This is a genomic window from Rhodococcus sp. 06-470-2 (assembly GCF_002258235.1).
Taxonomy (GTDB): Bacteria; Actinomycetota; Actinomycetes; order Mycobacteriales; family Mycobacteriaceae; genus Rhodococcoides.
In genome coordinates, this window is record NZ_NOYB01000027.1 from 1 (window position 1) to 21,440 (window position 21,440).

Consider the following 21,440-nt stretch of genomic DNA (forward strand, 5'->3'; position numbering starts at 1 on the left):
CACGCAAAACGCTCGGCTGGAAAACTCCAGCCGAGCGTTTACGTGATCTACTGACAGGCATCTGACCATCAGGTGTTGCGAGGACCCCTAGAATCCGCCATCGACGGAGCGGGCCGTTGGTGTGTGCGGTTCTCTACGCTTCCGGCTCGAACGGCTGCAGCGCCGAGAGTTCACCCGGCAGTGCGTTCACGTGCACCACGCCGAGTCGCTGCGTGGCCCGGGTGAGGGCAACGTACAGATCGTTCATGCCTTTGACCGAATCGTTCACTATGGCACCGGGTTCGACGATCAGCACCGAGTCGAACTCGAGTCCCTTGGCATCCTTGACAGTCGACACGGTGACCAGTTCCGAGGCCAGATGGCGGAATCGGTCGACGTGGTCTGCGGGAACCAGCACCGCGCTCAGGCCCGGGCGCGGGTGATCGGCCACTCGCTTCTCCACCGCGGTGACCAGATCTGCCGCTGCCACCCGTTGAGCCCACGGCCGGGTTCCGGTGCTGCGGATGGACCGCGGCTCGGACTGCTCGGGATCGATGGCAGCCAACACATCGTGTGCCACGGCCATGATCTCGGACGGTGTTCGGTAGTTCACCGTCAGTTCGGTCAGCTTCCAGCGCTTGGCGACATACGGTTCGAGAACCGAACCCCACGACGAGGTTCCGGCGGGATCACCGGTCTGCGCCGTATCGCCCACCAGTGTCATCCACCGATTCGGTATGCGCCGCATCACCATTCGCCACGCCATCGCAGACAGTTCCTGCGCCTCGTCGACGATCACGTGCCCGTAGGTCCACGTTCGGTCACCGGCGGCCCGTTCGGCCGTCGTGAGTCGCTGACCCGAATTCTGCCGTCGTGCAAGCTGATCGGCATCGATGAGGTCGTAGGCCATCAGGATCTCCGGATCGAGCTCGTCCTCTAGGTCCTGAGGTGCCGAACCGGTCAGGATGTCCAGGGCACCCTGAGCGTCGGCGATCTGGCCGCGCCATTGTCGTTGCGCCTGTTCACGTTCGGCTGCGTCGTCGACGCCGAGCAGTTCGGCGAGCTCGTCGAGCAGGGGAGCGTCGGCCGACGAGAAGCCGTTGCCCCGACGGACGAGTGCCTCACGCTCCGCCTCATCGAGCGCAGGCGCGGCCGACGCGATCTTCTCGGGAGATGCGTAGAGGTCGCGGAGAACCTGCTGGGGAGACAGATCCGGCCACAGTTCGTCCACGGCGGCCATGACGTCCTGATCCTCGCGCATCTCGTCGCGCATGTCCGCGATGTCGTCGGCGCTGAGCAGGCTGGACCCGTCGACGAGATTCTGCCCGAGTTTCGCTGCCAGCTGGTTGGCCAACTGGTCGATGACCGAGGACACGAACAGCGGCCGAGCCAGGTTGTGCGGTCGCCGGGACGAGCGAGCGCGACCACGAGCCCTGGTGACGATCTTTCGATCGAGCGTGATGTCGTAGGTGTCGAACTTCAGTCGACGGGGCTGCGCGGGGACTTCCTGACGGTCGCGTACCGCCTGGGTCAGCACCTCGACCATCGACAGTCTGCCCTTGACCTCGGTGGCCAGGGCCGAATCTTCCCGTTGCGCACGAACTCCCGGGTAGAGGTCACCGATCGTGGACAGCAGGACGCCCGTCTCGCCGAGTGACGGCAGCACCTGCCCGATGTAATCGAGGAACGTGGCGTTGGGTCCGATGATCAGCACACCGCTCTTACCGAGCTGCTGGCGGTAGGTGTAGAGCAGGTACGCGGCGCGGTGCAGCGCGACGGCTGTCTTGCCGGTGCCCGGTCCGCCCTGAACCACCAACACGCTGCGGTGCTGCGACCGGATGATCGCGTCCTGCTCGCTCTGGATCGTCTCGACGATGTCGTTCATCTGACCAGTACGTGCGGCATCGAGAGCGGACAGCAGCGCACCTTCGCTCGCGACACCGCCTGCCACGGCGGCATCGCTCGACGATCGGGCAGAGTTCAGGTCGAGAAATTCGTCGGCGATCGACGTCACTCGACGACCACGGGTGCGAATGTGTCTGCGCCGCAACACGTTTTCGGGTGCGGCGGGTGTGGCCAGGTAGAACGGCCGGGCCATCGGTGCTCGCCAGTCCAACAGTAGAGTCTCGTAGTCGTTCTTGTCGTCGAGAATTCCGACGCGGCCGATGTAGCGCTCGGGCCGATCGTCGACCTTGGGGTCGAGGGACTCGGGATCGAGGTCGATGCGCCCGAAGCACAGTCCGTTCTCGGCCGCGTCGTACTTGGCGATGTCCTCGGTGTACATCTGGTTGAACGATTCGCGTTCGCTCCGGGCCTGCGGGGTGCCGCCGGTCTCGAGCAGCACTGCGCGCAATCGGTTCGCGGCGTATTCGCGTAACGCGTCGAGCTGCGTGTAGAGCCGCGTCAGATGCGCTTGCTCGAAGTCTTCTTCGATCGGCACATCGGGGTTCGTCGATGTGTGGCCGTCGTCCGGCAAAGGGTCTCCTCGGGAGTTCGGCCGAGGCGAAGATATCGCCTCGAAATCAGCCAGAGCAGTCTACGTCGCACAACGGCCCTGCCGCAGAACCGCTGGTTCCGGGGCAGGGCCGCATCTGTCGTTCGTGCTGTCGCGAGGAACTACTTCGCGTACTGCTGCAGCTTCTTGTCCAAGTTCTTCTGAGCCTTGGCGACTCGCTTCTCGAGCTTGGCGCGAGCTTGCTCGGTCACCTTCTCGAGTTCCTTGCTCTGCTTCTCGGCGCGCTTGCGGGCGCGCTTGCTCAGCGTCTCGACGCGATCGGACGCCAGATCGGCCCACGTGACCCCGCGCTTCTGTGCTTCGTCGGCGAGGACGGAACCCTTCTCGGCGGCCAGATCGGCGAGCTTGGACGCGCGCTTCTGCGCGACATCGGCCAATTCACTGCGACGATCGGCGGCGACGTCGACGAGCTTGGAGCCGCGCTTCTGCGCGAGCTCCGCCAGGTCGGTTCCGCGATGCGCTGCCTTGTCGGCGAGCTTGGAGCCGCGCTTCTGCGCCTCGTCGGCCAAGTCGCTGCCGCGGTCGGCGGCGAGCTCGGCCAGCATGGATCCACGCTTCTGTGCTTCCTCGGCGAGCACGGATCCCTTGTCGGCGGCCAGGTGAGCCCAGCGGTTCAGTGCCGGCTGAGCGACGTCGGCCAGCTCCGAGCCCTTGTCGGTGGCGATGTCGGCGAGCTTGGCCAACTTGGGCTGGGCGGCGTCGGCGAACTTGGCCAGCTTCGGCTGTGCGGCCTCGGCGAGATCGGCACTGCGGCTTGCGGCGATCGACGCGATTTCCTTGACACGCTCACCGGTCTCGTGGGTGGAGTGCCCGGGCAGTGCCGAGACGACGCTCTCCTGCGCGCGACGCGCTGCTCGCTTGCTCCGCCATGCCACGGACGGCTTGCCCTCGGTGTCGACGGCTGCGATGAGCAGTCCGCCGAGCAGGCTCAGGTTCTTGAAGAAATGGATACGCTGCGCAGCCTTCGCCTCCGGGTCGGTCTCGTTCCAGAAGGCATGTCCGGCGAGCGTCGTCGGGACGAGACTTCCGGCGAGGGCGAGAGAGGCGATCCGCGGTGCCTTGCCGGTGGCCAGCAGAATGCCGCCGGCAACCTGGATTCCGCCGTTGATGCGGACCAGCGTCTCCGGGTCGTTCGGCACGTTCGCAGTGACGTCGTTGGGGAGGGCGTCCTTGCTCTGCTCGATCAGCGGAGTGGCGACCTGCGCCTTGCCGGTGGGATTACGGAGTGCGTCGACGCCCCCTGCGATGAAGATCGTAGACATCAGCGGACGGGCGATACGGCGGACCAGCATTGACAGCCTCCTGCGTAGTTTCTCGTGTCATCGGCGGTGGAACGTTGGACGGCACGGCGATCCGAAAACCTACCGCTGTGCGTCCTTTTGTCACACTATTCATACCCCGTGGTTCGCGGTCTCAAGCACGCCGATCGTCACCAACCGCGGGCGCGCCATTCGTCCAGGTGAGGGCGCTCGGCCCCGAGCGTCGTGTCCTTTCCGTGGCCCGGGTAGACGACGGTCTCGTCGTCGTAGCGGTCGAACAATTTCGCCGTCACGTCGTCGAGCAAGCGGGTGAAATCCTCGGGGCTGCCGGTCTTGCCCACGCCACCGGGAAAGAGTGAATCTCCGGTGAAGAGGTGGGTTCGAGCGCCGTCGGCATCGGTCAGTGCGAGGGCGATCGAGCCGGGGGTGTGTCCGGTCAGGTGCACAACATCGAACGTGAGCTCGCCCACCGACACGGTGTCTCGATCGGCCAGCAGTCGGTCCGGCGTGACGGGCAGCGGCTCGGCATCGAGTTCGTGGGCTGCCGTCGGCGAGTCGGTACCGCCGGCGATGTCCGCCAGCGCCTGCCAGTGGTCGGCGTGCTGGTGAGTCGTCACGATGAGTGAGAGCGTCGGCGCGTTCTCGTCGATGAGCGACGAGATGCGGTCGGCCTCGTTGGCGGCGTCGATCAGAACCGACTGACCTGTCGCGGAACAGACGACGAGGTAAGTGTTGTTGTCCATGGGGCCGACCGACATCTTGGTGATCGTCGCTCCGGGAATCGTTCGCCGCTGCGGCTGCGAACCCTGCGAGACGACGCCGGTGTAGTTGTCATCGATGACCATGAGGTGCTCGTCCATTTCGAGGACGCTACCGTCGTCGACGGCACGATGGGCGGCGGGGTCGCGGACGTGGAAAAGTCTGTCGGTGCCTGGATCTACCATTGCAACCGGGTGAGGTTCGTCCCTCACCGCAACAGGTTTTCGACGTGGGGTCCACGGTTACACGACGTGTGACCGATGCGTCGGCATCACACGTCATCACGCGACTCGAAGGTCATGCAGTGCTGCTGCGCAGCAACTCGGCTGGACGTGCTCGTTCGGAAAGAAGGGAACACAGTGGCGGATCGCCTGATAGTGCGAGGTGCGCGGGAGCACAATCTGCGAGGAGTCGACATAGACCTGCCTCGGGATGCGCTGATCGTGTTCACGGGTCTGTCCGGATCGGGCAAATCCTCTCTCGCCTTCGACACGATCTTCGCCGAAGGGCAGCGTCGCTACGTGGAGTCGCTGTCCGCATACGCGCGGCAGTTCCTCGGACAGATGGACAAGCCGGACGTCGACTTCATCGAGGGCCTGTCGCCTGCGGTCTCCATCGATCAGAAGTCGACCAACCGCAACCCGCGTTCGACGGTGGGCACCATCACCGAGGTCTACGACTACCTCCGTCTGTTGTACGCGCGTGCGGGAACGGCTCACTGCCCCGTGTGTGGCGAACAGATCGCGAAGCAGACTCCCCAGCAGATCGTCGATCAGGTGCTGGACATGGAGGAGGGCCTGAAGTTCCAGGTGCTCGCCCCGGTGGTGCGCACCCGCAAGGGCGAGTTCGTCGACCTGTTCGATTCGCTGAACACTCAGGGCTACTCACGTGTTCGCGTCGACGGCGTCGTGCATCAGCTCACGAGCCCGCCGGTGCTCAAGAAGCAGGAAAAGCACGACATCGAGGTCGTCGTCGACCGCCTGACCGTCAAGTCGAGTTCGAAGCAGCGCCTGACCGACTCGGTGGAAACCGCCCTGCGATTGGCCGACGGCATCGTGGTCCTCGATTTCGTCGATCGTGACGAGAACGCATCGGACCGTGAGCGCCGGTTCTCCGAGAAGCTCGCGTGCCCCAACGGTCACCCGTTGTCCATCGACGATCTCGAACCGCGGTCGTTCTCCTTCAACTCGCCGTACGGTGCGTGCCCGGATTGCGTCGGCCTCGGCGTGCGCAAGGAGGTCGACCCGGAACTGGTCGTTCCCGACGGCGATCTCAGCCTCGCGGACGGTGCCATTGCACCGTGGTCGATGGGCCAGACGTCGGAGTACTTCGGCCGCCTGCTGTCCGGGCTCGCCGACGCCATGGGGTTCGATCTGAACGCGCCGTGGAACAAGTTGCCCGCCAAGGTCAAGCGCGCGGTCCTCGAGGGCAGCGACCACCAGGTGCACGTGAAGTACAAGAACCGCTACGGCCGCACGCGGTCGTACTACGCCGAGTTCGAGGGTGTGATGCCGTTCCTGCACCGTCGGTTGGAGCAGACCGAGTCCGAGCAGATGAAGGAACGCTACGACGGCTACATGCGCGACGTGCCGTGTCCCACCTGCAACGGTGCCAGGCTGCGGCCCGAAATCCTGTCGGTGACGATCTCCGCGGGCGACTTCGGGCCGAAGTCGATCGCCGAGGTGTGCGAGTTGTCGATCGCCGACACCGCAGATTTCCTGAACAGCCTCACCCTGGGTCGCCGCGAGGAGGCAATCGCAGGTCAGGTTCTCAAGGAGGTGCAAGCTCGTCTCGGTTTCCTGCTGGACGTCGGTCTGGAGTATCTGTCACTGGCCAGGACCGCCGGCTCGCTGTCCGGTGGCGAGGCCCAGCGCATTCGACTCGCCACCCAGATCGGATCGGGACTCGTCGGCGTTCTCTACGTCCTCGACGAGCCGTCGATCGGGCTGCATCAGCGTGACAACCGCCGGCTCATCGACACGCTGACCCGGCTGCGTGACCTCGGGAACACGTTGATCGTCGTCGAGCACGACGAGGACACCATCCGCACCTCGGATTGGATAGTCGACATCGGTCCGTTGGCGGGTGAGCACGGCGGACGCGTCGTGCACAGCGGTTCGTACGAGGACCTGCTGACCAACGACGAATCGCTGACCGGTGCGTACCTGTCCGGGCGGATGGAGATTCCGCTGCCCGACACCCGCCGGGTCGTGGACAAGAAGCGTCAGGTCACCGTGGTCGGAGCCCGCGAACACAACCTCCGCGGCATAGACGTCAGCTTTCCGCTCGGCGTACTGACCTCGGTCACAGGGGTGTCGGGTTCGGGCAAGTCCACCCTCGTCAACGACATCCTCGCGACGGTGATGGCGAACAAGCTCAACGGTGCCCGTCAGGTTCCAGGGAGGCACACGCGCATCAACGGCCTCGATCAGCTCGACAAGCTCGTGCGGGTGGATCAGTCGCCGATCGGACGCACGCCACGCTCGAACGCCGCAACGTACACCGGGGTGTTCGACAAGATCCGCACGTTGTTCGCGGCGACCACCGAGGCCAAGGTGCGCGGCTACCAGCCCGGCCGATTCTCGTTCAACGTCAAGGGCGGCCGGTGCGAGGCGTGCTCGGGAGACGGCACACTCAAGATCGAGATGAACTTCTTGCCGGACGTCTACGTTCCGTGCGAGGTCTGTGAGGGTGCGCGGTACAACCGCGAGACACTCGAGGTGCATTACAAGGGCAAGACCATCGCCGAGGTCCTGGACATGCCGATCGAGGAGGCTGCCGACTTCTTCGAGGCGATTACCTCGATTCACCGCTACCTCAAGACGCTCGTCGAGGTCGGTCTCGGGTACGTCCGCCTCGGCCAACCGGCAACGACGCTGTCCGGCGGCGAAGCGCAACGCGTCAAACTGGCCGCGGAACTGCAGAAGCGCTCGACCGGCCGCACGGTCTACATTCTCGACGAACCGACCACCGGCCTGCACTTCGAGGACATCCGCAAGCTGCTCGGCGTCGTGAACGGCCTGGTGGACAAGGGCAACACGGTGATCGTGATCGAGCACAATCTGGACGTCATCAAGGTCTCGGACTGGGTCATCGACATGGGCCCCGAAGGTGGTTCCGGAGGCGGAATGGTTGTGGCGCAAGGTGATCCGGAGGCCGTTGCGGCCGTTTCCGAAAGCTACACCGGCAAGTTCCTACAGGAGGCGCTCACCCGCGAGTCGGTGGTCGCTCCTCCGGTGAAGACGGCTCCGAAGAAGCGCAGGCCTCGCAAGGTCGCCGCCGTCCGATGAGTGGAGCAGCCCGATAGAGGCACCCGCCGGATTCACACCCCGGCAACGACGAAGCCGCATCCGGTGCTCACCGGATGCGGCTTCGTGCTTCTGTCGACTTCGCCGGCGTTCTGCTCAGTGCACCGGGCCGGTGTACTTCTCGCCCGGGCCCTTTCCCGGCTCGTCCGGGTGGGCCGATGCTTCCCGGAATGCGCGCTGCAGTGCCTGCAATCCGTCGCGAATGGGCCCGGCATGGGGGCCGAGGTATTCCACCGATGCGGTGACCAGGCCGGCCAGTGCGGTGATGACGCGTCGTGCCTCGTCGAGGTCCAGGTAGGGGCTCTCCGCGGGATCCGGCTCGGAGAGTCCCAGCTTCTCGGCCGCAGAACTCATCAGCATCACCGCAGCGCGGCTGATCACCTCCACAGCGGGGACCTCGGCGAGTTCACGGACTTCGGGCTCGGCACCCAGGGGATCGGCGCCTGCGGAATCGTCGGGATTGGGGGAGCTGGTCATGCCTACGAGAATCCCACGCCTCCCGCTGGGGAGAGCATCGGGTATCCGCAGAGAAGGGGCCGACACCGCTCGATTGTTCGATTCGGGAATCTGCTGGTAGTGTGACTCGACGACCGTCTTCGGCGTGCGCTCCTCGATGGAGTTCACCGCACGGAGGCAGCAAGTGGAGCCCGACTCCCACCGGCACGTAGCCTTCAACAAGTTACTTCCGGTCCGGTCGCACGATGGAGATCCTCACAGATTTCCTGCGTGCTTCCTCCCAGTGAGGAGACTGTACGACGATAGTTGTCGTGCTGGTCGACCGGTCGACATCGGGCCCTGCTATCGGATCACACCGAGAGCAGGGTTTTTTCGTTGCAGTGGTACGCACCGCTGCAGGGAATGTCGAGGATCGACGGCGACGGGCTGTGCCAGTGGCAGGCGGTCGGGTTACACACCACACCGCACTACCTAGGAGGCCCCATCAGCACTGAGACCCGCATCAACGATCGCATCCGAGTTCCCGAGGTCCGGCTTGTCGGACCGGGCGGTGAACAGGTGGGGATCGTGCGTGTTGAAGATGCACTCCGCTTGGCTCTCGAAGCCGACCTCGATCTTGTAGAAGTAGCTCCCGACGCACGTCCGCCGGTCTGCAAGATCATGGACTACGGGAAGTTCAAGTACGAGGCTGCGCAGAAGGCGCGCGAATCGCGCAAGAACCAGACGCTCACCGTCATCAAGGAGCAGAAGCTCCGTCCCAAGATCGACGCGCACGACTACGAGACGAAGAAGCGCAACGTCGTTCGCTTCCTCGAAGCCGGCTCGAAGGTCAAGGTCACCATCATGTTCCGTGGCCGCGAGCAGTCGCGTCCCGAACTCGGCTTCCGGCTGCTGCAGCGCCTGGGCGCGGACGTCGCGGAGCTCGGCTTCGTGGAGACCTCGGCCAAGCAGGACGGCCGCAACATGACGATGGTGCTGGCACCGCACAAGGGTGCCAAGACTCGCGTCAAGGCACAGGAGAGCGCAGCGGCTCCGCCCGCCCAGCGCGCACCGGCCCCCGCGCCGGAACAGCCCGCCGACGCAGCCCCGGCTGCCGAGGCACCGGCCGCAGCAGCTCCGGCTACTCCGGCGCAGACCAACTGAGCCTCGCGCTCTACCAGTAAGACAGCCCTACACCTGCTTCGGTGCACAGCTTTTCCGTGGCGATGTACGGCTGTGCCATGCAACACCGAAGAGCTATCAGAAGAAGAAGAGGATTTCATGCCCAAGCAGAAGACCCACAGTGGTGCCAAGAAGCGATTCAAGGTGTCCGGCAGCGGCAAGATCCTGCGCCAGAAGGCCGGCCGTCGCCACCTGCTCGAGCACAAGCCCACCAAGGTGACTCGTCGCCTCGATGGTGTTGCCGTCGTCAAGAAGCCCGACGTACCGCGGATCAAGCGCCTGCTCGGCATCTGATCTGGACCGGCCGCCGACCGATAGCGGTCGGCTTCATCCCATTACCATTCGGGGTTTCACAAGCCCCCAGATCGACAGGATTTACCAGTGGCACGCGTAAAAAGGGCCGTCAACGCCCAGAAGAAGCGCCGTTCGATTCTCGAAGCGTCCAAGGGCTACCGCGGACAGCGCTCACGTCTGTACACCAAGGCCAAGGAGCAGCAGCTCCACTCGCTGACCTACGCCTACCGGGACCGCCGCGCGCGTAAGGGTGACTTCCGCAAGCTGTGGATCACGCGTATCAACGCTGCAGCTCGGGCCAACGACATCACGTACAACCGCTTCGTCCAGGGCCTCAAGGCCGCGGGCGTCGAGGTCGATCGCAAGATTCTCGCCGAGCTCGCCGTGTCGGATGCTGCGGCGTTCGCAAGCCTGGTCGCCATCGCCAAGGCTGCACTGCCTGCCGATGTCAACGCTCCGGCCGGAGAAGCAGCCTGAGCGAGTCGACGTACGACGACTCAACACCGAAACGGCCCGTGGATTCGCTGACCGAGCGAACTCCGCGGGTCGTTTCGGCCGTCAAGCTCGCTCGAGCCGCGGAACGCAAGAAGACCGGGTTGTTTCTCGCCGAAGGCTTCAACGCGGTGTCCGAGGCGGCGCGGTCCCGGTTGATTCGTGAGCTCTTCTACACCGCCGATGCCCGCGAGCGCCACCACGACCTCATCGCGTCCGTCGAGGCCGGTGGCGCACGAGTTCATCCGATCACCGACCGTGCTGCAAAGGCGCTGTCCGACACCGTCACCCCGCAGGGCCTGATCGCGGTCACCGAGTTGGTCGACGTCCCGATCGACCGCGCGTTGGCCGGAACACCGCGGCTGGTGGCCGTACCGGTGGAGATGGCCGAGCCGGGCAATGCCGGGACGGTCATTCGCGTCGCCGACGCAGCCGGAGCGGATTCGGTCGTTCTGTTGGGCGACTCGGTGGACCCCCACAACGGCAAATGCGTCCGCGCATCGGCCGGCAGCGTGTTCCATCTCCCCATCGCTCGGGAGCGGTCGATCGAGTCCGGAATCGATGCGTTGCGCGGAGCGGGTCTGACCATCGTCGCCACGGCCGCCGACGGCGAAGTGGACTTGGACGACGCCGATGAGCTCCTCGTGCAACCGACCGCGTGGTTGTTCGGCAACGAGGCGCACGGGCTGCCCGAGTTCGTGACGCGCAATGCCGATCACCGCATTCGAATCCCGATCCACGGCCGTGCCGAGAGCCTCAACCTGGCCACCGCCGCGGCGATCTGCCTGTACGCGAGTGCCCGAGTGCAGCGACGCTCCGAAACTTCGTGAGCGCGTCTCGCCTAGGATCGATACCTGTCTGCTCCGCGCAGGAGTGAAGCCTGCGCAACGACCCTTCGTGGCAGACACCGACTATTACTCGAGGAGTGCAGCTGTCGTGGCGAAGAAAGATGTCGGAACCGAGCCGGTGGATCCGAGCGTTCTCGAGGAGTCCGCGCTCGGATCCGCAGTGGACTCGGCCGAGCAGGCGTTCGCCGACGCGTCGGACCTCGATGCTCTGACCAAGGTCAAGATCGACCATGTGGGCGGCAAGGCACCGTTGGCACTGGCACAGCGCGCACTCGGGTCGATCCCGGGGGACCAGAAGGCGGACGCGGGCAAACGCGTCAAGGCAGCGCGTGACCGAGTGCAGAAGGCCTTCGACGAGCGCCGCGCCGTGCTGTCGGCCGAGCGTGATGCCGCCATCCTGGTCGCGGAAACCATCGACGTCACCCTGCCGACCGACCGAGCTCCCGTCGGTGCCAGGCACCCCATCACGATCATTTCCGAACAGGTAGCCGACGTCTTCGTCGCTATGGGCTGGGAAGTCGAAGAAGGACCCGAGGTCGAGACCGAGCACTTCAATTTCGATGCGCTCAACTTCCTGCCCGACCACCCGGCACGCACGATGCAGGACACGTTTCACATCGCACCGGAAGGTTCGCGGCAGGTACTGCGCACCCATACCTCACCGGTGCAGGTCCGGTCGATGCTCTCGCGCGAGGTTCCGATCTACGTCGTGTGCCCGGGACGGACGTTTCGCACGGATGAACTCGATACGACGCACACTCCGGTCTTCCACCAGGTCGAGGGTCTTGCCATCGACAAGGGCCTGACCATGGCGCACCTGCGCGGCACACTCGATGCGTTCGCCAAGGCGTTGTTCGGCAACGACACCCGTACTCGCATGCGACCCAACTACTTCCCGTTCACCGAGCCGTCCGCCGAGGTCGACGTGTGGTTCCCGAAGAAGAAGGGCGGGGCCGGTTGGGTCGAGTGGGGTGGCTGCGGAATGGTCAACCCGAAGGTGTTGCAGGCCAGCGGCATCGACCCCGAGGTCTACACCGGATTCGCGTTCGGAATGGGTCTCGAGCGGACGCTGCAGTTCCGCAACGACATCCCGGACATGCGTGACATCGTCGAGGGCGACATCAGGTTCACGTTGCCCTTCGGTGTTCAGGCCTGACGGAAGTTTCCCACCCGCCCCACTTCTTCACGGATACAAGAAAGAGCTGAGCACACGTGCGAGTCCCACAATCCTGGCTGACCGAGGTCCTGCACGCGGGGACTCCCGACTGGGCCGTCTCGCCCGAGGAGCTCGATGCCGGTTTCGTGCGGGTCGGGTTCGAGGTCGAGGAACTCGACTCGCTGGACAACGTGACCGGCCCATTGGTGGTGGGTCGGGTGAGTTCGATCGAGGAGCTGACCGAGTTCAAGAAGCCGATTCGCTTCTGCCTGGTGGACGTCGGCGGTGACGAGCCGCAGGAAATCGTGTGCGGTGCCAGGAACTTCGCCGAGGGTGACCTGATCGTGGCGGCTCTGCCGGGCAGCGTTCTGCCCGGGGGATTCGCCATCGCGTCGCGCAAGACCTACGGCCGCAACTCCAACGGCATGATTTGCTCGACGCTCGAACTGGGGTTGGGTAAGGATCACTCCGGAATCCTGGTGCTGCCCGAGGGCACGGCCGCTCCTGGCGACGACGCCAAAGCTGTTCTCGGCCTACAGGACTCGGTCATCGAGCTCAACGTGACCCCCGATCGCGGGTACGCCTTCTCGGTCCGTGGCCTCGCCCGTGAGCTGGCCTGCAGTTTCGATCTCCCCTTCGTGGATCCGGCGCGGACGGTTCCCACCGAGGTCACCGGTGACGCGTGGCCGGTCACCGTCGAACCGAACTCGGGCGCATCGCGATTCGCGCTGCGCAAGATCGTCGGCATCGATCCGACCGCGACCACGCCTTGGTGGATGCAGCGTCGACTTCTGCTGGCCGGTGTGCGCCCGATCTCGGCTGCCGTCGATGTCACCAACTACGTGCTGCACGAGCTCGGGCAGCCGCTGCACGCGTTCGATGCGTCCAAGCTCGACGGCGACCTCGTCGTCCGCCGCGCGAATGCGGGGGAGAAGCTGACCACCCTGGACGGCGTCGAGCGGGCTCTCGATCCCGAGGATGTCGTCATCGCCGACGGATCGGGAGCGATCTCGTTGGCGGGCGTCATGGGCGGCGCGTCCACCGAAGTCGACGATTCGACCACCGAGGTCGTGCTCGAAGCAGCGTCGTTCGATCCGCTCGCGGTGTTCCGCACCGGTCGTCGTCACAAACTCTCCAGCGAGGCCAGCAAGCGTTTCGAGCGGACCGTGGATTCGGCACTGCCGGTGGCGGCGCTCGATCGGGCCGCACAGTTGCTGGTCGAGATCGCCGGTGGCCGGATCGAGCCCGTGTTGACCGATATCGGCGAGGCCGCCCAGTACCCCACGATCACGATGGACTTCGACCTCCCTGATCGAATCGCCGGAGTGCAGTACCCGAACGGCACCGCTGCCCGTCGGTTGACGCAGATCGGCTGCGGGGTCGAGGTGTCGGTCGACGACGGCGGACACGGCCAGCTCATCGTCACCCCGCCGTCCTGGCGACCGGATCTGGTGCAGCGCGCCGACCTGGTGGAAGAGGTGTTGCGCCTCGAAGGGCTCGAACAGATCCCCTCGGTACTGCCGTCGGCCCCGGGCGGTCGTGGCCTCACCGCCGAACAGAAGCGCAGGCGCGCCGTCGGTAAGGCACTCGCGTTCTCCGGGTACGTCGAGGTGCTGCCTCCGGTGTTCTTGCCCAAGGGTGTGTTCGACACGTGGGGACTCGACGCGGACGATCCGCGGCGCGCGACCACCTCGGTGCTCAATCCGCTCGAGGCCGATCGTCCCGAGCTCGCGACCACAGTGCTTCCGGGTTTGCTCGAGATGCTGAGCAGGAACATCGCCCGCGGCCAGCGAGACGTCTCGCTGTTCGGCATTGCTCAGGTGGTGCTTCGACACGACGCCACCGCTGCGGTGGACGCGTTGCCGGTCGATCGTCGTCCGACCGACGACCAGATCGCCATGCTTCGCGGTTCGTTGCCGGCGCAGCCGGTGCATGTGGGCATGGTGCTCACCGGTCAGCGTGAATTGTCGGGTCCCTGGGGTCCCGGTCGCGCGGCCGAGGCCGCCGATGCCTTCGCAGCGGTGCGTACCGTTGCCGAGGCGTCCGGGGTGCACGTCGATCTTCGTGCAGCACAGCATCTTCCGTGGCATCCGGGTCGGTGCGCGGAGGTCTTGCTCGACGGCGAGGTCGTCGGGTACGCGGGCGAGTTGCATCCGGCGGTGCTGGAGCGGGCGGGCTTGCCGCCGCGCACGTGTGCCGCCGAGTTGAGTCTGAGCGCTCTTCCCGTCGTCGAATCGCTCCCTGCCCCCGAGGTGTCGCCGTATCCGGCGGTGTTGCAGGACGTGGCCGTGGTGGTCGACGCGTCCGTACCTGCGGCGTCGGTGCAAGCTGCACTCACGATCGGCGGTGGCGACCTGCTCGAGTCGATTCGTTTGTTCGACGTCTACGAGGGCGAACAGGTCGGTGAGGGTCGTAAGTCCCTGGCGTTCGCGTTGCGATTCCGCGGAGCCGACGGCACCTTGACCGAGGATCAGGCGACGGCTGCCCGCGATTCGGCGGTCGAAGCGGCATCGAAGGCCGTCGGAGCGCAGTTGCGCAGTTGACTCAGCGCAGTTGCGCAGTTGACTCAGCGCAGTTGCGCAGTTGACTCAGCGCAGTTGCGCAGTTGACTCAGCGCAGTTGCGCAGCGGACTCGGCGCCGCTGCGCAGTTGGATCCGTGCACGCCCGGGCTCGGGTGTCCGTAGCGTGGAGTCACGAGTGGCCACAGGTGACGGGAGCAGCGCATGAGTGAATTCGGGACAGACGGTACGGCGACGGATGTGCAGGTGATCGAGCAGATCCTCGCTGCAGTGTCGGGTCGTCCGCGGTTGGCCCCGGTGGCGGCTGCCGCGGCGGCTCTGGCGGCCGAGCTGGGTACTGCAGATCCGGAGCCGGTCACCCCCGATCGTGGAGGCCCACCCGGAACGGTCCCCGACGTCGACGTCCCGCAGGTGACCAAGCCGCGGATCGACCAGCCGCTCGGTGATCCACCGCCGGGGGCTCCGCTCGGTGGCACGGTACCGGGAATCATCGACGCGGAATTGGTCGAGGACCTGCCCGGCGGTGCCGGATACGGTTCCGGTGCGGTGAGCGCTCCGATCGGTGACTTCACCGATTCGGGGGTGCCGACGTGGGACGGTGTGCGAGACAGGGTCGAACAGCGCGCGGGCACAGCCGTCGGCGCAGAGGAGTTGGACCGTGAGTCGAGGGCGGGCCGTGACCTCGATGAGCAGTGGAACGAACGGCAGGAAGCGGGCCGCAGGAAGCTCGACGAGATCCGCAAGTCCATGGGTGGACGCTGACACACCGGACCCGTTCATGAATGAGCTTGCATGATGCTGCATAATAAACCGCATGATTACTTCGGAGGCGACGCCGCGGCGCGTCGCGGTCGCGGGTGCCAGCGGATACGCCGGCGGTGAGATTCTCAGGCTGCTGCTCGGGCATCCGGGAGTGCGCGACGGTTCGTTGATCATCGGCTCTCTGACTGCGGGCGGCAACGCGGGCGCGACGCTGGGTGAATTCCATCCCCACCTGTTGCCGCTGGCAGATCGCGTTCTCGGTCCCACCACTGTCGACGAACTCGCCGGGCACGATGTAGTGTTCCTCGGCCTCCCACACGGCAAGTCCGCCGAGCTCGCACTGCAGCTGCCCGATTCCGTGCTGATCATCGATTGCGGTGCCGACTTTCGCCTCACCGACGGTGCGGCTTGGGAGAAGTACTACAAGAGTCCTCACGCGGGCAGTTGGCCGTACGGCCTGCCGGAGCTGCCGGGTGGCCGCGAGCGGCTCGTCGGTGCCACCCGCATCGCCGTTCCCGGGTGCTACCCGACGGTGTCGTCTCTCGCGCTCGCGCCCGCGGTCGCCGCAGGCATCATCGAGCCTCGCGTCAATATCGTTGCCGTGAGCGGTACCTCGGGTGCCGGTCGCGCTCCCAAGGCCGATCTTCTGGGTTCGGAGGTGATGGGTTCGGTTCGGGCGTACGCGGTTGCCGGCGCGCATCGCCACACTCCCGAGATCGTGCAGAACCTCTCGGCCGTCGCCGGTAGCGCTGTTGCGGTGTCCTTCACGCCGGTTCTCGCGCCGATGCCGCGCGGGATCCTCGCCACTTGTACCGCGGTCACCACTGCAACGCAGGCACAGGCCGTCGAGGTGTACGAAAAGGCATACGCCGCAGAGCCGTTCGTGCACGTGCTGCCGGCCGGCCGGCTTCCGCAGACCGGTTCGGTCATCGGATCGAACGCCGTGCAGATGAGCGTGTCGGTCGATGCAGACGCCGGCTTGCTCGTCGTGATCGCGGCCATCGACAATCTGGCCAAGGGCACGGCGGGAGCAGCAGTCCAATCCATGAATCTCGCACTGGGAATCACCGAGACCGAGGGTCTCTCTACCGTAGGAGTAGCACCATGAGCAGCGTCGGGAGCCAGGCGGAGGCCGTCGGTACGGTTGCGGGCAAGCTCGTGCGCACACAGGGTGTCACCGCTCCCGCGGGTTTCCGCGCCGCCGGTATTCCGGCCGGTATCAAGGCAAGTGGCAAGTCCGATCTGGCCTTGGTGTTCAACGAGGGCCCCGATTTCGCTGCGGCGGGTGTGTTCACCCGCAACAAGGTCAAGGCAGCGCCCGTGTTGTGGTCGCAGCAGGTGCTCTCCACCGGACGGCTGCGTGCGGTGATTCTCAATTCCGGTGGTGCCAACGCCTGCACGGGTGCGCCGGGCTTTCAGGATTCGCACCGCACGGCCGAGGAAGTGGCGTCGGCACTGAGCAATTGGGGTTCGGAGACCGGGGCGATCGAGGTTGCCGTCTGCTCGACGGGTCTCATCGGTGACCGGCTCCCGATGGACAAGCTGCTGCCCGGCGTGACCGAGGTCGTGCACGAACTCGCAGGTGGCATTTCCGGTGGTACCGATGCGGCGTACGCGATCATGACCACCGACACCGTGCCCAAGCAGGCGGCTGTTCATCATGCCGACAAATGGAACGTCGGCGGCATGGCCAAGGGGGCAGGCATGCTGGCGCCGTCGTTGGCCACGATGCTCAGTGTCATCACCACCGATGCCGTTGCCACCGCGGACCAGCTCGACAAGGCGCTGCGCGCGGCGACCCGGTTGTCCTACGACCGGCTCGACGTCGACGGCGCATCGTCGACCAACGACACGGTGCTGCTGCTCTCCTCCGGGGCCAGTGGAGTGGCACCGTCACAGGAAGAACTCGACGCCGCGGTCCTGGCGGTGTGCGACGACCTGGCCGACCAGATGATGGCCGACGCCGAGGGCGTGACCAAGCGAGTGCGGATCACCGTGTCGGGCGCGGTGTCCGAGGACGAAGCCCTGATCGGTGCACGCACGGTCGCCAGGGACTCTCTGACCAAGACGGCACTGTTCGGTTCCGATCCCAACTGGGGCCGCGTTCTCGCGGCAATCGGCATCGCCCCGATCGAGCTCGACCCGGATCGAATTGCCGTGTCCTTCAACGGCAGTCCGGTGTGCATCGACGGCGTGGGAGCGCCGGGCGCTCGGGAGGTCGATCTGTCCGGTGTCGACATCGAGGTGACCATCGATCTGGGTCTGGGCGCGGGGTCGGCCACCATCCGAACGACCGATCTCTCGCACGCGTACGTCGAAGAGAACTCGGCGTACTCGTCATGACCTCGGCCGCACTGGATTTGACGGCCGCGCAGAAGGCCTTCACCCTCGCTGAGGCATTGCCCTGGCTGCAGCGATTCTCGGGCAAGATCGTCGTCGTGAAGTACGGCGGAAACGCCATGATCGACGACGATCTGAAGCGGGCGTTCGCGGCCGACATGGTGTTTCTGCGCACCGTCGGAATTCATCCGGTCGTCGTGCACGGCGGAGGGCCGCAGATCTCGGCCATGCTGACCAGACTCGGCCTGGCAGGTGAATTTCGCGGCGGATTCCGCGTGACCACGCCCGAGGTCATGGACGTTGCGCGGATGGTGCTGTTCGGGCAGGTCGGGCGCGAGCTCGTCGGCCTGATCAACGGCCACGGTCCGTATGCCGTGGGGATCTCCGGTGAGGATGCGCACCTGTTCACCGCGACGCGTCGTACCGTGCTGGTCGACGGCATCGACACCGACATCGGCCTCGTCGGCGACGTCACGTCGGTGAACCCCGCTGCGGTGTTCGATCTCATTGCAGCAGGACGCATTCCGGTGGTGTCCACCATCGCTCCCGACCGCGACGGAGTCGTGCACAACATCAACGCCGACACTGCGGCCGCGGCGCTGGCCAGTGCCATCGGTGCCGAGAAGATGGTGGTGCTCACCGATGTCGAAGGCCTGTACACCGATTGGCCCGATCGCAGCTCGTTGACCTCCGAGATCGACGCGTCCGCGCTCGAGGCGTTGCTGCCCTCGCTCGACGCCGGGATGGTGCCGAAGATGGAAGCGTGTCTGCGTGCGGTTCGAGCGGGTGTGCCGTCGGCGCATGTCATCGACGGTCGCGTCGAACATTCCGTGCTGGTGGAGCTGTTCACCGGTGAGGGGATCGGCACCATGGTCACCCCCGATCATTCTTCTACGTCAGGAGTCATGCCATGACCGGCACCGAGTCCACCCTCGATCTGCAACAGCGGTGGTCGAATTCGTTGATGGACAACTACGGTGTTCCCCGTGTGGCGCTCGTGCGCGGCGAGGGTGCGGTGGTGACGGACGCCGACGGAAAGCAGTACCTGGATCTGCTCGCTGGTATCGCCGTGAACATCCTCGGACATGCCCATCCGGCGGTGATCGAGGCGGTCACCGCTCAGCTGTCCACCCTCGGACACACCTCGAATCTCTATGCGACAGAACCCGGTATCGCGTTGGCCGAGCAGTTGCTCGCGCACCTCGGTGCCGGGGCCACCGGTCGGGTGTTCCTGTGCAATTCGGGAACCGAGGCCAACGAGGCGGCCTTCAAGATCGCTCGCCTGACCGGTCGCCCCAACATCGTGGCAGCCGAGAAGTCCTTCCACGGACGGACGATGGGTGCTCTCGCACTGACCGGGCAGCCGGACAAGCGGATCCCGTTCGAACCGATGCCTGCAGGCGTGCAGCATGTACCGTACGGCGATGTGGCAGCTCTGGAAGCTGTGGTCGATTCCGATACTGCCGCAGTGTTTCTCGAGCCGATTATGGGCGAGGGCGGTGTGGTGGTTCCGCCCGAGGGCTACCTCCTCGCCGCGCGTGAGATCACCGCGAAGCACGGTGCACTGTTGGTCCTCGACGAGGTGCAGACCGGTATCGGCCGTACGGGATGGTTCTACGCCCACCAGTCCGTCGGCATCGTGCCCGACGTGATCACGCTTGCCAAGGGCCTGGGCGGTGGCCTGCCCATCGGTGCATGCATCGGCATCGGAGCGGCGGGGGAGTTGCTGCATCCGGGCAAGCACGGCACCACGTTCGGTGGCAATCCCGTATGCGCTGCGGCGGCTCTGGCCGTCCTGCGCACCGTTGCCGACGAGGATCTGATCTCGCACGCGGACAGCATCGGCAAGACGATCGAGCACTCCATCGAGAGTCTCGATCACCCTCTGGTGAGCCATGTTCGGGGTTCGGGACTACTCCTCGGCGTGGTCCTCACCGCCGCCGTCGCACCGGCGGCCGAAGCGGCCGCGCGCGAGGCGGGCTTCCTCCTCAATGCGGCACAGCCCGACGTGCTCCGGCTCGCACCACCGTTGATCATCACCGAAGAGCAAGCCGCGTCGTTCGTGACGGCGTTACCGGCCATTCTCGACGCAGCACAGGAGGCTCATCAGCCATGACCGTTCAGCACTTCCTCCGGGACGACGACATCACGCCGCAGCAGCAGGGCGAAATCCTCGCTCTGGCAGCAGAGCTCAAGCGTGCACCGTTCTCGAAGCGTCCTCTCGAAGGCCCCAAGGGGATCGGTGTCATCTTCGAGAAGAACTCGACGCGTACTCGCTTCTCGTTCGAGATGGGCATCGCTCAGTTGGGTGGCCATGCCGTCGTCGTGACAGGTCGCGACACACAGCTCGGTCGTGAGGAGACTCTGCAGGACACCGGCCGAGTTCTCTCACGCTACGTCGAGGCGGTCGTGTGGCGCACGTTCGGACAGAAGCGGCTCGAGCAGATGGCCACCGGCGCAACCATTCCGATCGTCAACGCCCTCTCCAACGAGTTCCACCCCTGCCAGGTTCTGGCGGATCTGCAGACCCTGATCGAGCACAAGGGAAATCTGCAGGGCCGCACCTTGGCCTACTTCGGTGACGGTGCCAACAACATGGCGCACTCGCTGCTGATCGGCGGTGTCACGGCCGGGCTGAACGTGCGGATCGCCGCGCCAAAGGATTTCGCGCCGCTCGGCTACGTACTCGACGCGGCGCAGGCTCGCGCCGAGGAAACCGGGGCCACCATCACCATCACCGAGGACCCGGTCGAGGCAGCCACCGGTGCCGACGCGCTCGTCACCGACACTTGGACGTCGATGGGCCAGGAGAACGACGGTCTCGATCGCGTCGCCCCGTTCCGGCCCTATCGAATCGACTCCGATCTGCTCTCGAAGGCCCAGTCGGATGCCGTTGTGCTGCACTGCCTGCCCGCACATCGCGGCGAGGAGATCACCGACGAGGTGCTCGACGGTCCGCAGAGCGTCGTCTGGGACGAGGCCGAGAATCGCCTGCACGCGCAGAAGGCTCTGCTGGTGTGGCTTCTCGAACAGGCCAGTCGACCATGAGCGAGGACGTCACTGCGGTGCCGTTGACGGCGTCGACCCGCGCGGGCAGGCAGGCGCGGATCATCGCGTTGCTGGCCACGCATCAGGTACGCAGTCAACCGCAGCTGGCGTCGTTGCTCGCCGCCGAGGGAATCGACACCACTCAGGCGACGCTCTCGCGGGACCTGGAGGAACTGGGTGCGGTGAAGCTGCGCGCACCCGACGGTGGAGTGGGGGTGTACGTCGTGCCCGAGGACGGCAGCCCGGTTCGCGGAGTGTCCGGAGGCACCGATCGGCTCCTGAAGTTGCTGGGTGAGTTGTTGGTGTCCACCGATCACAGCGGAAACCAGGCCGTGCTCCGAACACCACCCGGCGCGGCGCACTACCTGGCCAGCGCTCTCGATCGCGCTGCGATGCCCGAGATCGTCGGGACCATCGCCGGTGACGACACGATTCTGTTGATAGCCCGCGAGCCACATACCGGTGGCGAGGTCGCGGACAAGATCGAAAAGCTTGCTCGACGCGGTGACTGAGATCCGGTTACCCATCATGCGCAACAAGAAC

The 21,440-nt window shown here is 65.5% G+C and carries 18 protein-coding genes; 14 read left to right on the forward strand and 4 right to left on the reverse strand.

The window, feature by feature from the left end; translation table 11 throughout:
- Positions 1-133: 133 nt before the first annotated feature.
- The 3 genes from CH276_RS13780 to CH276_RS13790 form a co-directional block, all read right to left on the reverse strand.
- The gene (locus tag CH276_RS13780) at positions 134-2,455 is read right to left on the reverse strand and encodes a HelD family protein (RefSeq protein WP_032394300.1); all 2,322 of its coding nucleotides are present in this window, start codon (positions 2,453-2,455) and stop codon (positions 134-136) included.
- Positions 2,456-2,595: 140 nt separating this feature from the next.
- Complete coding sequence (locus tag CH276_RS13785) at positions 2,596-3,786, reverse strand: DoxX family protein (RefSeq protein WP_094632445.1); 1,191 nt, start codon at positions 3,784-3,786, stop codon at positions 2,596-2,598.
- A gap of 137 nt (positions 3,787-3,923) precedes the next feature.
- The gene (locus CH276_RS13790) at positions 3,924-4,613 is read right to left on the reverse strand and encodes an MBL fold metallo-hydrolase (RefSeq protein ID WP_032394298.1); all 690 of its coding nucleotides are present in this window, start codon (positions 4,611-4,613) and stop codon (positions 3,924-3,926) included.
- 258 nt (positions 4,614-4,871) lie between these two features.
- Here CH276_RS13790 and uvrA point away from each other — a divergent pair, with 258 nt between their 5' ends.
- The gene (gene uvrA / locus CH276_RS13795; protein WP_094632464.1) at positions 4,872-7,802 is read left to right on the forward strand and encodes an excinuclease ABC subunit UvrA; all 2,931 of its coding nucleotides are present in this window, start codon (positions 4,872-4,874) and stop codon (positions 7,800-7,802) included.
- A 114-nt stretch (positions 7,803-7,916) separates the two neighbouring features.
- On the opposite strand, the gene CH276_RS13800 is transcribed toward uvrA, so the two are convergent.
- A complete protein-coding gene (locus CH276_RS13800; RefSeq protein ID WP_052049360.1) occupies positions 7,917-8,297 on the reverse strand; it encodes a DUF1844 domain-containing protein in 381 nt (126 codons plus the stop codon).
- A 381-nt stretch (positions 8,298-8,678) separates the two neighbouring features.
- Between CH276_RS13800 and infC the strand changes: the two genes are divergently transcribed.
- The 13 genes from infC to CH276_RS13865 all read left to right on the forward strand — a co-directional run bounded on the left by infC (position 8,679) and on the right by CH276_RS13865 (position 21,409).
- Positions 8,679-9,419 carry a translation initiation factor IF-3 gene (infC, locus tag CH276_RS13805; protein ID WP_045199680.1) on the forward strand — a complete coding sequence of 247 codons (741 nt, stop codon included), beginning with the start codon at positions 8,679-8,681 and terminating at the stop codon, positions 9,417-9,419.
- A 117-nt stretch (positions 9,420-9,536) separates the two neighbouring features.
- Positions 9,537-9,731 (forward strand): 50S ribosomal protein L35, encoded by a 195-nt coding sequence (rpmI, locus tag CH276_RS13810; protein WP_032394297.1) that lies wholly within the window; start codon positions 9,537-9,539, stop codon positions 9,729-9,731.
- Positions 9,732-9,818: 87 nt separating this feature from the next.
- Complete coding sequence (rplT, locus tag CH276_RS13815; protein WP_032378959.1) at positions 9,819-10,208, forward strand: 50S ribosomal protein L20; 390 nt, start codon at positions 9,819-9,821, stop codon at positions 10,206-10,208.
- 38 nt (positions 10,209-10,246) lie between these two features.
- Positions 10,247-11,053, forward strand: a complete 807-nt coding sequence (locus CH276_RS13820; protein WP_094632447.1) for a TrmH family RNA methyltransferase — start codon at positions 10,247-10,249, stop codon at positions 11,051-11,053.
- Positions 11,054-11,159: 106 nt separating this feature from the next.
- Positions 11,160-12,227, forward strand: a complete 1,068-nt coding sequence (gene pheS, locus CH276_RS13825) for a phenylalanine--tRNA ligase subunit alpha (RefSeq protein ID WP_094632466.1) — start codon at positions 11,160-11,162, stop codon at positions 12,225-12,227.
- Positions 12,228-12,283: 56 nt separating this feature from the next.
- Positions 12,284-14,770: a phenylalanine--tRNA ligase subunit beta gene (gene pheT / locus CH276_RS13830; protein ID WP_094632448.1), complete on the forward strand. Its 2,487-nt coding sequence runs from the start codon at positions 12,284-12,286 to the stop codon at positions 14,768-14,770.
- A 181-nt stretch (positions 14,771-14,951) separates the two neighbouring features.
- Positions 14,952-15,509 (forward strand): hypothetical protein, encoded by a 558-nt coding sequence (locus CH276_RS13835; protein WP_094632450.1) that lies wholly within the window; start codon positions 14,952-14,954, stop codon positions 15,507-15,509.
- A 52-nt stretch (positions 15,510-15,561) separates the two neighbouring features.
- The gene (gene argC / locus CH276_RS13840; protein WP_032394293.1) at positions 15,562-16,617 is read left to right on the forward strand and encodes an N-acetyl-gamma-glutamyl-phosphate reductase; all 1,056 of its coding nucleotides are present in this window, start codon (positions 15,562-15,564) and stop codon (positions 16,615-16,617) included.
- Positions 16,614-17,852, forward strand: coding sequence for a bifunctional glutamate N-acetyltransferase/amino-acid acetyltransferase ArgJ (gene argJ / locus CH276_RS13845; RefSeq protein WP_094632452.1), 1,239 nt, complete (start codon positions 16,614-16,616; stop codon positions 17,850-17,852). The genes argC and argJ overlap by 4 nt, the downstream gene beginning before the upstream one ends.
- A complete protein-coding gene (argB, locus tag CH276_RS13850) occupies positions 17,849-18,763 on the forward strand; it encodes an acetylglutamate kinase (protein WP_032394291.1) in 915 nt (304 codons plus the stop codon). The genes argJ and argB overlap by 4 nt, the downstream gene beginning before the upstream one ends.
- A complete protein-coding gene (locus CH276_RS13855; RefSeq protein WP_094632454.1) occupies positions 18,760-19,965 on the forward strand; it encodes an acetylornithine transaminase in 1,206 nt (401 codons plus the stop codon). Before argB ends, CH276_RS13855 begins: the two co-directional genes overlap by 4 nt.
- On the forward strand, positions 19,962-20,897 hold the full coding sequence (gene argF / locus CH276_RS13860) for an ornithine carbamoyltransferase (protein WP_094632456.1): 936 nt from the start codon (positions 19,962-19,964) through the stop codon (positions 20,895-20,897). The genes CH276_RS13855 and argF overlap by 4 nt, the downstream gene beginning before the upstream one ends.
- Entirely contained in the window at positions 20,894-21,409 is a 516-nt protein-coding gene (locus CH276_RS13865; RefSeq protein ID WP_032394288.1) for an arginine repressor, read from the forward strand. Before argF ends, CH276_RS13865 begins: the two co-directional genes overlap by 4 nt.
- Positions 21,410-21,440: the final 31 nt, after the last annotated feature.

Excerpts from the sequence above, each read along its gene's own strand:
- argB (WP_032394291.1), top strand. The coding sequence starts at position 17,849 with ATGACCTCGGCCGCACTGGATTTGACGGCCGCGCAGAAGGCCTTCACC.
- CH276_RS13855 (WP_094632454.1), top strand. The coding sequence starts at position 18,760 with ATGACCGGCACCGAGTCCACCCTCGATCTGCAACAGCGGTGGTCGAAT.
- CH276_RS13800 (WP_052049360.1), bottom strand. The coding sequence starts at position 8,297 with ATGACCAGCTCCCCCAATCCCGACGATTCCGCAGGCGCCGATCCCCTG.
- rpmI (WP_032394297.1), top strand. The coding sequence starts at position 9,537 with ATGCCCAAGCAGAAGACCCACAGTGGTGCCAAGAAGCGATTCAAGGTG.
- CH276_RS13790 (WP_032394298.1), bottom strand. The coding sequence starts at position 4,613 with ATGGACGAGCACCTCATGGTCATCGATGACAACTACACCGGCGTCGTC.
- argF (WP_094632456.1), top strand. The coding sequence starts at position 19,962 with ATGACCGTTCAGCACTTCCTCCGGGACGACGACATCACGCCGCAGCAG.
- infC (WP_045199680.1), top strand. The coding sequence starts at position 8,679 with ATGTCGAGGATCGACGGCGACGGGCTGTGCCAGTGGCAGGCGGTCGGG.
- argJ (WP_094632452.1), top strand. The coding sequence starts at position 16,614 with ATGAGCAGCGTCGGGAGCCAGGCGGAGGCCGTCGGTACGGTTGCGGGC.
- CH276_RS13865 (WP_032394288.1), top strand. The coding sequence starts at position 20,894 with ATGAGCGAGGACGTCACTGCGGTGCCGTTGACGGCGTCGACCCGCGCG.
- CH276_RS13835 (WP_094632450.1), top strand. The coding sequence starts at position 14,952 with ATGAGTGAATTCGGGACAGACGGTACGGCGACGGATGTGCAGGTGATC.
- argC (WP_032394293.1), top strand. The coding sequence starts at position 15,562 with ATGATTACTTCGGAGGCGACGCCGCGGCGCGTCGCGGTCGCGGGTGCC.
- CH276_RS13785 (WP_094632445.1), bottom strand. The coding sequence starts at position 3,786 with ATGCTGGTCCGCCGTATCGCCCGTCCGCTGATGTCTACGATCTTCATC.